Raw genomic sequence first — 15950 nt, 5'->3', positions numbered from 1 at the left:
GGCTCTAATCGCGCCGGCAGCCAACATCGCGCTAATTATTAACTACTATAAATCCAGGAGATTAAACTATGAAAGACAACGAAAAAAATCAGAACTCGGGCAGCATGTCCGGCAGCACTTCAGGATCATCAAATGCAATGTCGGGTACTGGCAGTACAGGCATGAGCAGCTCAGGATCCAGCAGCTCTACAGGTTCCAAGTCCGGATCTGGTTCTTCAGGTTCATCAGGTACACAAGCTAAAAGCGGCAAGTCTGCTTCTACAACAACCGGCAGCACTTCTGCATCATCCACAAAAGCAAAATCCAGCAGCACTGGTACCAAAGCCAAATCAGGCACCTCATCTTCTAAATCAGGTAAAAGTTCAACATCAGGCTCTGACTCAGACCAGCAACAGTCTGGCAACATGGGTGGCTATGGCTCTATGAGCACCGGCTCCGGTAGCAGCATGCAGCAGGGCAACTATGGCTCGTCGCAGCAGGGTGGCCAAAGCAACTATGGCTACGAAGGTGATTTTGGATCATCGTCTGGTCAGGGTAACTATGGTGGCCAGAGCGGCCAGCAGAGTGGCTATGGCGCACAGGGCGGTTATGGTTACGGATCGCAGCATGGCAACTATGGCGGCCAGAGCGGCTATGGTTATCAGGGCGATTATGGTTCATCATCATCAATGGGTAGCGGCATGCACCGTGGCTCAGGTATGCAGAGCGGCTACGGCAGCCAGGGCATGAGCGGTGGACAAGGTTCGTCGCAGAGTATGTCTGGTGGTTATGGTTCGCAGAGAAGTCATGGCAGTAGCTCAGGTTCCGACTCAGGTAACTGGGGAAGCCAGGGTGGCTATAACTATGGCAACCAGGGCGGCATGGAAGGCAACCGCGTTCGCAGCCAGGATAACTATAACCAGGGATCTTACGGCAGCTATGGCGGTATGCAGGGCGGCTACTCCGATCGCGAAGGCGATGAGCAGGGCGGTTACGGTGTAATGAACGACCAGGGCGGCATGGGCAGCTACAACCAACGCAGCGGCGAAGGCCGTTCGGGCTACGGCGGCAGCTCACAAAGCAACTTTGGTAGCCAGGGTGGCTACGGATCATCGCAGGGAGGCTATGGCTCTCAGAGTAATTTCGGTGGCCAGGGCTCATCAGGTGGTTATGGCGGAAGCGGCTCTATGAGCAGCCAGGGCCGTGGCAGCCAGAGCAGCTATGGTTCATCTTCTGGTAGCCAGGGCTTCCAGGGCGGATCAAACTATGGCTCATCTTCTATGGGTAGTGGTCATGGTTCACAAAGCAGCCATGGCAGAGGCGGCAGCCAGGGTGGCTACGGCTCGTCAGGCTATGGCAGCGGTCAGGAGGGTTATGGCTCCAGCATGAGTGGTTCAGGTTCATCCAGACCAGGTATGCAGGGCGGCTATGGCTCCAGCTCAGGCTATGGTAGCCACGACAGCGACAGAGACCGACATGGATCGATGGGTTACGGATCATCTCGAGGCATGAGTGAATACGACCGCGATGACTATGGCTCATCAAGAGGGTATGATTCTCAGAGCTCTATGCGCGGTGGCTATGGTTCTCAGGGCGGTTACGGCTCAAGAGGCGGTTCTTATAACGATGAGTATCGCTCGTCTCGTTACGGCTCTCAGGGTAGCGACTACGGCCAGGGTGGATATGGCTCATCCCGTGGTTCGTATAGCAGCGATTACGATCAGGGCGGTTATGGTTCCTCATCGGGTCGTGGCTCGCAGGGCAGCTATGGCAGCCAGGGCGGCTACGGAGACAGCAACTTTAGCCGTGGCATGAGCGGCGGTTATGGTTACGGATCAGGTAGTTCAAACCAGGGCAGCTATGGTAGCGGCTATAGTTCAGGTGGCTATGGCCAGGGTGGCCGAGGCGGCGACCAGGGCCGTTATGGTTCTATGGACAGTGGTACCTCTTATTACAGCGATAACCGCGGGTCAAGCTCAAGAGAGAATTTCGGTGGCTACGGTAGTGGCCAGGGTGGCAGTAGCCAGCGAGACCGTCACCAGGGCAGCGATTACCAGACCCACCGCAGCGACCGTTACCGCAACCTCGACTCTGATTATTAATAGGTATAAACTATAAACAAAAAACCACTCCTGAATAAGGAGTGGTTTTTTTATGCCTGCTGTTCATTCTTCCAAACTATATAAAACAGTCTTTATAATCGTGTGCAAACTGCCGGAAGGTATGCGGCTTGCAACCCGTAAGCTGTTCCACCTGGTGGTTTGTTGTACCTGCATGCCCCGCACGCTGCACACCGCATAGTTCAAGAAACGATGATATAAACCACTCTGGCAGCTGTTGCTGCTGCATGCTTTGGCGGGCTGCATCTTCCGGCACATCCACATAAGTTACCGGTTTACCTGTTGCAGCACTCAGGGCTTCGGCAATCTCAGCACCAGTAAGCTCTTCCGGGCCGGTCAGGTCATAAATTTTGCCTTCATGCCCATTGCCCGTCAGAGCCTCTACTGCTACAACTGCAATGTCGCGGGCATCTATGTATGGTACTTTTCCTTCACCGGTAGGCATATATAGTTTGCCTTCCTCCTTTATAGTTTGCGCGTTATAGTTTTCGATGTTTTGCATAAAGCTGGATGGCCGCAAAAAAGTATAAGGAATCCCACTCTCTTTAATATAGTCTTCTATTTCGCGGTGCCAGCGGCCGAGCTGAATTCCATGTTCTGCCCCTGCTCCCATTGCTGATAATTTTACGATGTGCTTTACGCCGGTACGTCTGGCTTCGTCAACGAGCTTTTTGGCCATCTCTACCTGCTCATCCGTAAACGGTGTGATCAGGAAAACTTTATCGGCGTGTGTAAAAGCGGCGTGCAGCGAGTCGGGGTCTGTAAACTCCATTTCCACTATCTCCACATCGGGCAGGCGGCGCAGGTTTTCGCCTTTTATAACGGAATGCACTCCTGCTCTTACCCTGATGTTATCCAGCATGGCCAGCTGTTTTACCACTTCTCTGCCTACAGTGCCGGTAGCGCCTGTAACTAATATTGTCTGTTGCATCTTGTTCTGCGTTGGTCTGTAGCTATAGTTACGGGAGAGCAGCTTTTCAGGATGAAGCGATGCGTATGGTGCAGGATGCTGTTTATCTGGGCTGGTAGGTTACACGATAGACTTTTCCTTTCTCGTTGGTGATGAGCAACTGCCCCGGCTCCAGAAACAAAATAGCTTCGGCCTGGCCTGTACGCCCGAGCGGCAGGCAATAGCGTTTCCCTTGCAGGTCTATCGTTCCGTTTTCTGGCTCAAACAGGTACAAGCGCCCGTATCCCAAGAGTGCGTAAGCTGCCGTATCCGGAGAAATATCGGCGGCCGTAACAGGTGATTTTAATTGTAAGCGGGCTACTGGAGGTAAGGCCTGCCTGTTGCCGGCAACTGGTAGTTTGTATAGTTGCGTAACCGGCCGGGCTGCCCAGCTTTTAGTAAAAAGATACAACGAATCGCGGTGATAAAAGAAGGCTTCCAGGTCATAATGCTTGTCCTTGCGGGGTGGTGGGAACTCAGCCTGGTCGGCAAAGCTGAATTGGAGTGTATCTGTTACCTGCATGGTCTTTTCCTGCAGCCGGTACACTTTCAGGTCGCGCCGTTGGTTACTGTTGTTCCCGAAATCGCCGATATACAGGTTGCCATTCTGATCCTGCGCCAGGTCTTCCCAATCCTGGTTCGGGATGGGCAACGCTATCGTTTGCAGCAGCTCGCCGTTCAAATTAAACTCGTATAGTTCAGCCGGCAGGCCACTGTCGGGGTTAGTGTAAAAAGTGGAGTCGGTAGCACGGGCCAGGCCAGAGCTTTCCTTTATGCGTTTATCCATTCTGCCGAGCTTCTCTACCTTTACTTTATAGTTCGCGCGCATGCGTTCAAAATCGCTGTTGCGTATATCCGGCCCGCAACCGCAGAGCGCTGTTTGCAGGTACACGTAAAGGGTAAAGAGCTTTATCAGCATTCGTTATTTTTAGTTATAAAATTGGTAGATGTAAGCTATAGTTTCGCCCCGGATGAGGAATCATAAACTCTTGAACTCCAGAACTGCGTCAATTACCTTAGCCTTGTCTGTCCAGTACTGGCGGCTGTAGATTTTCTGGTACGGCCACTGGCGCTGCTGCAGCAGTTTGGGCACATCGGCGTGCGTATGTTTGGCAGATAAGTAACTATAGTAGAGATCATCATCGGTTAAGATAGCTGCTATATAGTTGTCGTTCTCAACTATAGTTAAGTCTGCAAAGGGTACCGCTTGCTTCAGGTCCGGTAGCTGGCGCACCAACAATTCTTTCAGCAAAGGTACCTGTCCCGGCAGCGCTTCTGTTTTAGGCTGATAATGGAAGTTACCTTTGCTGACCTGCAGTGCATAGTGTAGATAAGCTTTCAGTAGTTTGGGGCCGGGGTGTAGCGTGTTTTCTACCTGCAGTTGATCCGGAGTGATACTTGCCACCACTATAATTTTACGCCTGGCCCGGGTTACAGCCACATTCAGGCGGTTTTCGCCACCAGCCTGGTTCAGGCTACCAAACTGCATGGCAAACTTCCCTTGCTCATCAGGCGCATACCCCACCGACAAGATGATCACATCCTTTTCATCGCCCTGCATGTTCTCGATGTTCTTTACCAGAACGGATGAAGGCAAAGCTATAGTTTGCTGTCGCGCCTGCTCTTCCAACACATCCTGCACCAGCATCTGTTGGTTATAGTTAAAGGTGATCACGCCTATCTCCTGCTGCCCTTGTCGCAATAATTCTAAAACCAGATCTGCTGTTTTTTGTGCCTCCGGCAAGTTGCTGTTATCCTGCCACAGGCCATTAACTTTAATGTACTCTATAGCTGGTATAGCCTTGTTCAGTTCGGGCAGGTCGGGTATCAGCTCGAGTTTGCTGCGGTAAAAGTGCTGGTTCGAGAATTCAATCAGTTCGGGATGATGGCTGCGGTAGTGCTGCGTGAGCATGGTTTGCGGCAGATACAGACTGCACAGCTGCAACAAAGATTCGGCAGATAATTCCTCTATTTCATCGGCGGCGAAATCGCTCCAGCGGGCGCGGTACAGGTCCGATGGTTTAAGCTGCTGCTCATCGCCGGCTACCACTACCTGCGTTCCGCGCAGCATGGCCGGAATACCCGTTTCTGCAAAGCACTGCGAGGCTTCGTCAAAGATCACCACATCAAAGCAGCGCTCCAACGGCAGCACCGCCGACACCGTTTCGGGGGAAGCCAGCCAGCAAGGCACCAGTTTCAATATCTCATCCGGGAACAAACCAAACAGCTTCCGGATCGGGTATAGGCTTCGTTTTTTGCTCACCTGCGCCTGCAGTCTGCGGTAAGTTACGGCGTTGCCCAGCCGGTTAAATTCCATATCGGCATACGTCCGTTCGCGCAGCTGCGACAGCACAATCTCCTGGCTCAGGCGTTGCTTTTCGGTTAATAACTGCTGCAGCTCTTTTTCCAGATTATCCAGTTCGCCACTCGAAGCCATGCGCAGCTCCGGATGCCGGTTTTCCAGGTCGTAAAGCCAGGCCAGGTACAGACTGTTCAAAAAAAGCTGTTCTCCCTGCTCAACCGAAACTATAGTTTGCGACAAGATTTGCCGGACTGTTTCCAGCTCCGCCTCGGTAAAAGAAGCCTCCAGTGCATCATGCGCCACCAGTTGCTCAAAATACTGCCCCAGCTCCTGAAGCAAAAGGGTTCTATAGTTGCTATCCTTTATAAGGCAACTGATCTGATCCTCGGTGAGCCGGTTTAGCCAGTAACTATAGTTTGCCTGCAGTTCGTTGACCTGGTCTGTCAGTTTTTGGAGCTGTGCCCGCAGGGCTATAGTCTGCTGTTGTTTCTCGTGCAGTATTTTTTCGCGGTGTAGTTTTCGGAGCAGCTTCCTAGCATGCAAGGCCTGTTCTATAGTTGCCACTTTTTGCAGTACCTGGTTTGGGTAATCTGTAATTCTGAAACTGGCACCTATACTTGCATTTATAGTTTGTGTCAGCTGCTCGGCCTGTTCACGGAGTTGCAATCTGCGCTGCAGTTCTCCGATACCGGGTTCGTTCAGTTCCAGTTTATAGTTTGCCAGCGCCTTTTTCAGCACTTTTTTATCAGCCGAGAAAGGCCAGCTTACGCTTTTCAGCAGGTTGTTTTTTTGCTGCTCGTGGGCAACTATAGCTTGTTTTATAATTGGTAACTCATGCTCAGGCAAAGCTGCATCCGGAGCCGGGCAAACCAGGTATAGTTCTTTTAACTGTTGTAGTTGCTGCGTTAGTTCTTTGGAGGCATGCTGCTGTAAAGTCTGCAGGGTTTCCGCTATTTCCCCCTGCGCCAGTAGCTGCTGTAATTCGGCTATAGTTGGCAGGGCTGCTTTATAGTTCTCCAGCATTCCCAGCTCAAAACCAAAACCACTCAGCTCCCCTATAGTTTGTTTTAGTGCTGCATATTGCTCCGGTAGCTGCGCTATAGTTTGCTCCAGTTCCTGGCGCTGCGGCCAACTATAGTTTTTAAAGCTGCGCCGGTTTTTCCACGTGAAATTCTGCTGGTTGAAAACGATAGCGTTTTCCAGATAGCGGCGCAAATTCGGCAGAAATTCAGCGGCTATAGTTGCGGTAAAGAGCTTATAGTTTGGCAGTGTAATGTGGGGCTCCTGCAGGTTGCTGCGCAGGTAAAGTTCCTTGGCCGACCACCCGCAATGGCTGCTATCAAATAAAGCTCTTTTAGACTGATCCAGCTTTTCGGTGCAACGGTTTATGCCACGGCTCACTTCCAGAAAGGCGCGGTCGGTATAAATGCTGTTGAGGGCCAGGTTTTGCTTTTTATACTCGGCTAGTTGCTCTATCTGTAGTTGCAGCTGTTGAAAAACAGGTTTGCGGTCGGCGTTGATGTCGTGCACCAAAGCGGCAAATTTTCCCAAACCGGCTTCCGACAAGCGTTTGTGCACCACATCCAGCGCGGCACGTTTCTGGCTAACCACCAATACCTTCTTGCCCCGAGCCGTAAAATCCGACACCAGGTTACAGATTAGCTGCGATTTGCCTGTACCTGGCGGCCCCTGCACAACTATGGAGCGGCCTTGTTTTACCTGTTGCAGCGCCTCCTCCTGCGAGGCATCTATATTAAATGCTGTAAATGTATGCTGCGCCTGCGCCGGCTGTGCAGCAGCTTCAGGAGCTGCGAACAAATCCTCCATCGTCTGCAGGTCTTCCCGCTTCAGCAGTTCATCGTAATCAGAAAGCAGATAAGACGCTGCCTGCGGATAAATGCCCAGAACGGCTTCTGGCTCCAGGTATAGTTGCCCCGGCTTCAGGTCTGCTTCGTATTCCGCTTTTTTATAGTTCCGGAAAGGCTTCAGCTTATCAACGAAAAACTCCCGCCCGACATGCACGGCCAGTTGCCCCGACTTCAGCAATTCATATACCTGCGTTCTGAATTCCAGCGCATGGGTTGGCAATGTGCCTACATCCAGCTCCAGCAGGTTTTCGGCTACCGGGGTACCGCTATAGTGCGCATAAGCCAGCAAAAAACTTTGGTTAAACCGCGGCTGTTGCTCCGTGCTTTGTACCAACTCCCACTCCTGCGCCGCATTAACCTGCAGCTGCACCGGGTACAAAAACAGCGGACAACGCACTGCAGTGCCATCGGCAAACTTACCATGCACAAAAGGCCAGCCCAGGTAAAGTTCCTGACTCCCGCGTTCCTCCAGAATCATGTCGGTGCGACGCTTAATGTAGCGCAAACGCCTGCTGAGTGGGGCAACAGGGGCATAACGGCTATCAGCTACCGGGCACAGCCGAATTTTCCGGGTACCAGCTACCAGCCTGTTTATAACATTAAAAGCAGGGGTGCCCAGAATAAAGTCCAGCGACTCCACATCCAGGTGTAGTTCAGCAGACAGGCGCAGCAGCAGCAGGGCTCTGTTGTTGCTGCTCAGGTTCAGTAGCCTGCGCTGGTAATTCTTCAGGATGTGCTTCATCGGGTATACAATCAAAAGCAAGTTAGCAGGTTTTGCCTATAGTTGGAAGTGAACCATAGCCACAGCTTTTGTACTGGTAAACAGAAAATCCGGGCGGGTAGATTAGTTTTTCATATATTTCAGCGTTGTAACAGCCCTAACGCAACAAAACCTACAAAAATCAGTTTTAACTAATCTCTTTTATAGTTACAGCCCACCACATGCGTGCCCTTACATTGCTCAGAAATAACGTTGTTATCTGCCTGTATGCCTTTGTTCTGATGGCGCTTGTGGCTGCCTGCAACAAGCCTGAAAACAAAAAGAAATATGTAAAAGGCGAGCGACTGGAGCAGTTCACTACCACCAAACAATATCCCGGCAAGGTTGCTGATGAGAGCCTCAACGACTGGAAGAAAAAGATCCCGGAAATTGAGCAGATTTCCATCACCTCTACCGCTGACGGAGAAAAACAGCCAGCCTTATATTATGATTCCGGCTCACCCGATAAAAAGCCTTTACTGGTTGTACTCCATAGTTGGAGCAGCGAATACCTGCAGGTGGTTAGCATACCTTACGCCATCTGGGCCAAGCTAAACGACTGGGTTTTCATTCAGCCTAATTACCGGGGCGCATTCAAAAAGCCCGAAGCCATGGCTTCCGACCTGGCCGTTCAGGATATCATAGATGCGGTAAATTTTGCCAAAGGCAGTTCTAATATAGACCCCTCGCGGATATACATTGTTGGCTCGTCGGGTGGTGCGATGACGGCACTGGTCACAGCTGGCCGTCACCCTGACATATGGGCTGGAGTAGTGGCCTGGGTACCAGTTTTTAACCTTGTTGATTGGTATAAGTTCAGCCAGAATTATCCCCACCGCGACTATAACCGTCACATTGTAAATGCCTGCGGAGGTGAGCCAATACCCGGCACTCCTGCCGCCGCCGAGTGCCTGCGCCGAAGCCCGAGCACCTACCTGCAAAACGTAAAAGGCGTACCGGTATTTCTGGCCCACGGAACAATAGATGTGCTGGTGCCACCAGACCATTCCATCCGGGCCTATAACATGCTGGTAGATTCGGCAGACCAGATTCCGCAATGGCAAATGGACTCGCTGGTGAGATATCAGAAAATTCCAGAAGGCATGGAAGGCGATGGCCCGAGCAAGTACTTTGGCCCCAAAGACCCGAAAGTACTTTACACTAAAAAATCCGGTGTAGTAGATTTGGTGTTGTATTACGGCGTGCACGACATGGCCTATAACCCAAGCCTGCAGTGGCTGAGCGAGCAAAAGAAATAACCTGAAAACAACGCCACGCTATAGTTATGCCAGACAAAGCACCAGAGCCCGGCAATAGTAAGCCAAAGCTACCTATAGTTAGCCAGGTATCGGCAGGTGGTGTGGCATTTAGAGTTACTGGTGACACTATAGAAGTAGCCCTTATATCGGTAGGAAAAGAGAACCGCTGGCAATTACCCAAAGGCATTGTTGATCCCGGCGAAACGCCTGAAGTTACCGCTGTGCGCGAGGTACGGGAAGAAGCCGGCCTGGCTACTGAACTACTGCAGTTGCTCGAAAAGATAGAATACTGGTACGTGGGCAACAAAGGCAGCCAGCGCGTGCGGTTTCATAAGTTCGTATATTTTTACCTGCTTCGCTATAGTTCCGGCAATGTGCAGGACCATGACTGGGAAGTGAACGAAGCCCGTTGGGTAGAGATAAACCAGGCGCAACAATTGCTCGCCTTCAAATCCGAAAAACAGGTAGTAACCAAAGCCGCCAAACGTATTGCTCTGCTAAATTAAGATCAGGAATTTTGCTCCAATTATAGTTTACTTAACTATAGCTTCTTACAACCAGCATTAGCCTTTCTCCTTTTTTCCCGCACTATAGTTATCTTTCGGAATGATTCTTCCTGACATTTGTTAAGAACCGAGCTGTCTCAAAAAATATTTGAAAAATTTTTCATAAAAAGCATTTCTTCATTTTGTCTTCATCTTGACATTATAGTTTTGACGCATAATCTTATTAAACCGACAAAACGAAATGAAAAAATTAACCCTAGTAGCTATCGCTGTACTGAGTGCAGCCACTACATTCGCCCAGACTTCATCATCAGATATCAAATCAACTGCAAAAGGTAACGGCAACATAAAAGCCGATACACACGGTGCCACGGTTAGCGGTACGGCCACATCGGCCACAACTGTTAGCTCAACAAACAAAGGTGCTATAGTTAGCGAAGTTGCCACCAAAGCCAATGCAGCTGCCAAGGCAGAAGCGAAAGCTGAAGCAAAAACCAGAAAAGAGTTGAAGAGAGCTGAGCGCGAAGCCAAGAAAGCAGCGAAACAGAAAAAAGAAAAAGCAAAAGCCACCACCGAGGCAGCTGTAGAAACAACTATAGAAGCCGGCACCGAAGCTAAAACAAAAGCAGAGAACCACGGCCAGCAGGTAGCACAATTTGCCCAGACCGTTACTGCAGAAGGTAGCGCCAAAGGCGAAGCCATCAGCGAAGTGGCAGCCAGCAATGCCAAAGCAGTAACCGAAACATCAGTAGAAGCAGTAGTAGAGACCGAAGCGGATGTTGCCACAACGATTGATGCCCAGACTGCCCAGGACGACAAAAAGGCAAAAGCCAAGAAAGAAAAAACTGCCAAAGAAGTTAAAGACACACATGGCCAGGTAGTATCCGAAACTGCTAAAAATGTAGATGCCACGGTAAATACAACAGGCAATGTGGTAAAAGAAGTAGCCTCTGCCAAGCGCCAGGCGAAACCGGTTAAAGTAGAAGCAGGTGCTGATGCTAAAGTTGATGCACAAGGTGCCGCCCGTGTATCTGCAGGCAGACCAACAAGTGCAGGCCGCCCGGTAAAAGTGCTGAAAAAAGCTGGCAAAGTTGCTCCTGTAAAAGTTAATACCGGTGCTAAAGTAGGCGTTGGTGTTAAAGTAGGTAAAAACTAAGTGACCCAAACTCATAACAGGGCTTCCGGTTTAGCCGGGAGCTCCTGTTTTATATTCACCCTGACATGAAAAACCAACTATACTTGTGGATATTGCTGGCGTGGGCGCTTGTTGGTTCTGCTCATGCCCAAACAACAGAAGATTCTGTTACTACCCGCAAAGCATCCTGGAACGTAGCCCTGGAAGCTGCCAATAACTCTTCGTTCTATGGCCGCAATACCGTTAAAAAATACCCTTATGCTGCCGCTACTTTAACCTACGCGCACGTATCGGGTTTCTGGGCATCGGCTACAAGCTACCAGCTTTTTAATACCGAAGATTACCTTGATGAGACGGATGTGTCGGTAGGTTTTGCTTTCCCGATCAGTAAACGCATGAATGCCAACCTGAGCTACTCACGTTTCTTCTTCAGCGAGAATGCGCCCATGGTAAAGTCTGTGACCGAAAATGCTGCCACAGTAAACACTACCCTGGACTGGAAATACCTGTACACCTCGCTTAGCACCAGCTATTTTTTTGGCGAAAGCAACGACGTGATCGTGCAGTTGGAGAACTCACGCTACATTGGCCTTAACCCGATCTGGAAAGGTAAAAACCCGGTTGGCCTTGATCCTAAAATAGGTATAACCGGTGGTACGCAGGAGTTCTCGGAGACTTACACCGTAGAGCGTAAGCCTAAGGTAAGCGATGTGGTGGATGACATCCTGAAACCGGGAAAAGGCAATAACCCTAAAACGACGACTACCACTACTACCAAGCACAAGTTTCAGGTGCTGAGCTACGACTTTTACCTGCCGCTGGTGGTAATGTTGGGCAATTTTGAACTGGAGCCTACGTACCGCTATTCCATACCGGTAAATAAACTGGAGGGCGACGAGTCTGAAGCGCAGTCTTTTGTATCTGTTAAAGCGAGCTATACTTTCTAGACTATAACTATAGATTATGCACGTACTGGTTGTAGAAGACGAAGCCGGCCTGGCTGCCGAATTAATGCACTTTTTAAAACAGGAGCACTATAAATGCGACTGGGCCTGCAACGGTGAAGATGCATCTGAAAAAATTGCCGTTAACCGCTACGATTTTATATTGCTCGACCTGGGCCTGCCGGATTATGATGGCCTGGACCTGCTGCAGGAAGCCCGCGAAACCGAATACGAACCAGCTGTAATCATACTTACTGCCCGCGGCGAACTCGAAGACCGTGTAAAAGGATTAGGCTTGGGTGCTGACGATTATTTACCAAAACCATTCTCATTGCTCGAACTGAAGGCGCGTATGCAAGCCGTGTCGCGACGTAAGTTTCAGGTAAAGTCGTCGGTGCACGAATTTCATGGGTTTGAGCTGGATAGCACAGCCCGCACTGTAAGTTATAAAGGTCAGAACATTTCACTTACCAAAAAGGAGTTTGACCTGCTGCACTACATGCTGCTGCACAAAAACCGCATCATGACGCGCCTGCAGCTAACAGAGCACATCTGGGGAAACATCCTGGAAGATGATTACGACTCGAACTATATAGACGTACACATTAAAAACCTGCGCAAAAAGCTTTCTGCCCACGCTCCCACCGACTGGATCGAAACAGTTCGTGGTGTTGGTTACCGGCTAACTCTATAGTATGCGGCTTCAATCCAAACTCACCCTTTTTAGCGCTGTCTCCAAAATAGTGGTAGTGCTGCTGTTGGTTGCGCTGCTTCCGCCGCTCATAAACCGCGTGGCTATGGTTAACACCGACCACCGCCTGAACGAGAAAAAAGACAGCGTACTGGATATTATCAGCAACCAGGGCATCGAAAACTTTGTGGCCGAAGGCAGCGAAGGAGCCTATGGTAGCTATAACCTGCTAAAGGAAGAGTTTATTTCGATAGAGCAGATACCCGAACCTATTGCTTTAGATACAATAGAAAATTCGCTGCGCAAGGTTGAGAATGAGATTGTAGAGTACCGCGTACTGAGCCTAACCTTTGAAGTAGATGGGAGTTATTACCTGCTGGAAATTGGCCGGAGTATAGATACCATTCAGGAGAGTATAGCAACCATGCAGTATTATGCACTGTACTTTCTGGCGGCTGTTATCCTGATCACCGTTTTTATAGACCTGGCTTTTAACAAGATCCTGTTGCAGCCGCTTATAGTTATTGTAAAGCGCCTGAAACGCATTGGTCACCCCAGCACTTTTACGCCTAAACCCATCAACACCACCACTTCCGATTTCCTGTACCTGAACAACACCATTAACGACATGATGGGCCAGATTCAGGATGCTTTTTTAAAGGAGAAAGAATTTATCGGCAATGTATCGCATGAGCTGCTAACGCCTATCTCTATTCTGCAAACCCGCATGGAGAACCTGCTCACCGACCCTGAAATGCCGGAGCACTTGCTCGTAAAACTCGTGGATAATCAGAAAACACTGCACCGTTTAAAGAGCATTATACAGGCACTGTTGCTAATATCCCGCATCGAAAATGAGCAGTACCTGAAAAACGAAGAGGTAAGTATAACTGTGCTGGCCAACGAAGTAGCCGAGGAAATCGCCGATCGCGCCGAAGCCAAAGAAATAAAGTTGCACCTGAACCTGGAAGACGACTGGACGCTGCCTCAAGCTAATTACTCGCTGCTGTTTACGATGCTGTTTAATGTGGTGAGCAATGCCATCAAGTATAATAAGCCAAACGGAACTATAACGATAAGCGGAGCACCCAAAGGCAAAGGGTACGAACTATGCGTTACCGACACCGGTGTAGGCATAACCCAGGAAAATCTTCCGCACATTTTTAACCGCTTCAAGCGCCTGCAGGGGCCAGACAATGAAAGCCACGGCCTGGGCCTACCTATAGTTCAGACTGTAGCACACTTCCATAAGATCAAACTCACTGTAGATTCAACTATAGGTGTGGGCACTACCTTCTGTTTCCGGTTTGGCAATAAGTAACTATAGCTTAACGATTTAACTATGGCGCGGGTGCCCTCACTCGTGACGAACTATAGTTTAGGCCTCAGAGCAAGTTGGATTGCAAGCTTAAATCAGCAAAGTTGACCCACCCCTACCCCTCCAAGGAGGGGATTCTTTTGAAACTTTTGCTGTTCCGGACATCCTTGTCCGGAACTTAAGCTCCTGCGGACTTCCTAGTCCGCGTTATCCACATCACGGGATTAGGAAATCCCCGGCAGATAGCTTTCGGACACAGATGTCCGAAAGAGCATTAGTAGCTTAAGCTATAGTTCCCAAATCCGCGCCTGTGATGGGAATGAAAACCCGGGCTTCCATAAAAGTCCCTGATTCCTCAAAAGAGCTTGGTTTATAGTTCAGCCCATCAATTACGTAGCACTTAGCCATTATTGCAGGATTTTAACTATGTTTAGCTTTTTATAAAAGCTACCAACAAACCTATTTATGATGCTACGTACCTTATACACCCTGCTTTTTCTTGTCTTTTTAGCTGCATGTGCCACTACCCAGCACACCGCAAAAGCTCCTGAAACGTTCCAGCAGAAACTGGCAGCCTATTGCGGTAAATCCTTTGCCGGTCAAACCATTTACCCTGAAGGCAACACCGATCCGTTTGCCGGGAAAGCGCTTGTAATACACGTGCAGAGCTGCGACGAGACTGGTATCAGAATTCCGTTTCATGTTGGTGAAGACCGCTCCCGCACCTGGGTACTGACGAACATGCCGGATGGCCTGCAACTGAAACATGACCACCGCCACGAAGACGGTACACCTGACGAAGTTACCATGTACGGGGGCATCTCTACACTGCCGGCAGATTCTCTGGCACAGCGTTTCCCGGCTGATGTGTTTACGGCTGAACTACTGCCTGCCGCTGCTACCAACGAGTGGACAATGGCCCTGAGCCCGGACGGAAAAACATTCAGCTACATTCTGAAGCGCGACGGCAAACTACGCTACCGCGCCGATTTTGACCTGACCAAACCACTGAACTAAATACACAATCGCTACTAAAACAAAAGCCCTGCTGTGAGCATATCATAGCAGGGCTTTTGTTTTAAAATCAGGCGTTGCACTATTCTACCCGCAGCACGATCTTGCCGATGTTCTTGTTGCTTTCCATGTAACGATGTGCTTCGGCTGCATCTTCCCAACTATAGACTGAATCAATAACCGGTTTTAGTTTACCTTCTTTAAACAGCGGCAGGGCAAAACGGCTCATGTCTTCGGTTAATTTTATCTGATAGTCTTTGGTGCGGGAGCGCAGCGTAGAGCCCATTACCTGTAGCCTCTTTGAGAGAATCTTGCGCAGGTCTACCTCCTCTACTTTGCCGCCTCCCAGGCTTGCCAATATAACCAGGCGACCATCCAGGCGCAGGCAGTCCAAGTTCTGATTAAAGTAAGGGCCGGCTATAAAATCAACTATAACATCTACACCTTCATTATTTGTATAGGCCAGCACTTCATCCTCAAAAGGTACTTCTTTATAGTTAATGGCTTTATGTGCGCCCAGATTTAAGCAGGCTTGTATTTTGGTTTCTGATGCCGTTACCAGTACCTCAGCCTTGTGGGCGCGGGCTAACTGTATAGCAGCCGTACCTACACCGCTGGCGCCGGCATGTATCAGCGCGCGCTCACCGGCTTGTAATTTGCCTAACCATATCAGGGCCTGCCAGGCTGTTAGAAAAACTTCTGGTATGGCGGCGGCTTCTTCAAAGTTCAGGTTATCGGGCATGGGCATTGCCATGGCCTCGTCTATAGTTGCATATTCGGCATAGCCACCGCCGGGCAGCAATCCGAAAACTTTATCGCCTTTCTTAAAACGCTTGCAGTTTATTCCGGCTTCCTCGACCACCCCAGCAATCTCTAGGCCGAGTATCGGGCTAGCACCTTTTGGTGGTGGATATTTGCCTTGTCGCTGCAAGGTGTCGGCACGGTTAAGGGCAGTGGCATGTACTTTAACCAGCAGCTCGGTTGGGCCGGGCAATGGTTGTTCGTACTCGCCCAATATAAGTTGCTCGGGTCCGCCGGGTTGTTTTACAAGTATCGCTCTCATAGTTTCTGTAGTTGTTATAGTTTATAACTATAGTTTAGGGCA

13 protein-coding genes are annotated in these 15950 nt (G+C 49.8%); 8 read left to right on the top strand and 5 right to left on the bottom strand.

Translation table 11 applies throughout. The features are described from left to right. The first annotated feature begins 68 nt into the window (after nucleotides 1–68). Nucleotides 69–2081: a hypothetical protein gene (locus GXP69_RS04010; protein WP_235925543.1), complete on the top strand. Its 2013-nt coding sequence runs from the start codon at nucleotides 69–71 to the stop codon at nucleotides 2079–2081. A 76-nt stretch (nucleotides 2082–2157) separates the two neighbouring features. On the opposite strand, the gene GXP69_RS04005 is transcribed toward GXP69_RS04010, so the two are convergent. The 3 genes from GXP69_RS04005 to GXP69_RS03995 form a co-directional block, all read right to left on the bottom strand. Further along, nucleotides 2158–3030, bottom strand: a complete 873-nt coding sequence (locus GXP69_RS04005; protein ID WP_163912605.1) for an SDR family oxidoreductase — start codon at nucleotides 3028–3030, stop codon at nucleotides 2158–2160. Nucleotides 3031–3112: 82 nt separating this feature from the next. Next, complete coding sequence (locus GXP69_RS04000) at nucleotides 3113–3967, bottom strand: SdiA-regulated/phytase-like domain-containing protein (protein ID WP_163912603.1); 855 nt, start codon at nucleotides 3965–3967, stop codon at nucleotides 3113–3115. A gap of 60 nt (nucleotides 3968–4027) precedes the next feature. Further along, on the bottom strand, nucleotides 4028–7981 hold the full coding sequence (locus GXP69_RS03995; protein ID WP_163912601.1) for an AAA domain-containing protein: 3954 nt from the start codon (nucleotides 7979–7981) through the stop codon (nucleotides 4028–4030). A gap of 179 nt (nucleotides 7982–8160) precedes the next feature. Between GXP69_RS03995 and GXP69_RS03990 the strand changes: the two genes are divergently transcribed. From GXP69_RS03990 to GXP69_RS03965, 6 genes are all read left to right on the top strand, one after another. Then, nucleotides 8161–9237, top strand: a complete 1077-nt coding sequence (locus tag GXP69_RS03990; protein ID WP_235925542.1) for an alpha/beta hydrolase family protein — start codon at nucleotides 8161–8163, stop codon at nucleotides 9235–9237. Nucleotides 9238–9263: 26 nt separating this feature from the next. Then, nucleotides 9264–9743, top strand: a complete 480-nt coding sequence (locus GXP69_RS03985) for an NUDIX hydrolase (protein WP_163912599.1) — start codon at nucleotides 9264–9266, stop codon at nucleotides 9741–9743. A gap of 241 nt (nucleotides 9744–9984) precedes the next feature. Further along, the gene (locus GXP69_RS03980; RefSeq protein ID WP_163912597.1) at nucleotides 9985–10899 is read left to right on the top strand and encodes a hypothetical protein; all 915 of its coding nucleotides are present in this window, start codon (nucleotides 9985–9987) and stop codon (nucleotides 10897–10899) included. Nucleotides 10900–10964: 65 nt separating this feature from the next. Then, nucleotides 10965–11825, top strand: coding sequence for a hypothetical protein (locus GXP69_RS03975; protein ID WP_163912595.1), 861 nt, complete (start codon nucleotides 10965–10967; stop codon nucleotides 11823–11825). Nucleotides 11826–11841: 16 nt separating this feature from the next. Beyond that, nucleotides 11842–12516: a response regulator transcription factor gene (locus tag GXP69_RS03970; RefSeq protein ID WP_163912593.1), complete on the top strand. Its 675-nt coding sequence runs from the start codon at nucleotides 11842–11844 to the stop codon at nucleotides 12514–12516. A gap of 1 nt (nucleotide 12517) precedes the next feature. Further along, nucleotides 12518–13834, top strand: a complete 1317-nt coding sequence (locus tag GXP69_RS03965) for a sensor histidine kinase (RefSeq protein ID WP_163912591.1) — start codon at nucleotides 12518–12520, stop codon at nucleotides 13832–13834. Between the two features lie 279 nt (nucleotides 13835–14113). Here GXP69_RS03965 and GXP69_RS19125 read toward each other — a convergent pair whose 3' ends face one another. Beyond that, the gene (locus GXP69_RS19125; RefSeq protein WP_262887399.1) at nucleotides 14114–14239 is read right to left on the bottom strand and encodes a hypothetical protein; all 126 of its coding nucleotides are present in this window, start codon (nucleotides 14237–14239) and stop codon (nucleotides 14114–14116) included. A gap of 57 nt (nucleotides 14240–14296) precedes the next feature. On the opposite strand from GXP69_RS19125, the gene GXP69_RS03960 reads away from it, so the two are divergent. Then, nucleotides 14297–14848 carry a hypothetical protein gene (locus tag GXP69_RS03960; RefSeq protein WP_235925541.1) on the top strand — a complete coding sequence of 184 codons (552 nt, stop codon included), beginning with the start codon at nucleotides 14297–14299 and terminating at the stop codon, nucleotides 14846–14848. A gap of 79 nt (nucleotides 14849–14927) precedes the next feature. Here the strand turns inward: GXP69_RS03960 and GXP69_RS03955 are convergent, their stop codons facing one another. Beyond that, nucleotides 14928–15908, bottom strand: coding sequence for an NAD(P)H-quinone oxidoreductase (locus tag GXP69_RS03955; RefSeq protein WP_163912589.1), 981 nt, complete (start codon nucleotides 15906–15908; stop codon nucleotides 14928–14930). Nucleotides 15909–15950 lie beyond the last annotated feature (42 nt).

This window comes from Pontibacter burrus, assembly GCF_010686685.1.
Classification (GTDB): Bacteria; Bacteroidota; Bacteroidia; order Cytophagales; family Hymenobacteraceae; genus Pontibacter; species Pontibacter burrus.
This window is presented reverse-complemented; position numbering and strand designations above follow the sequence as displayed.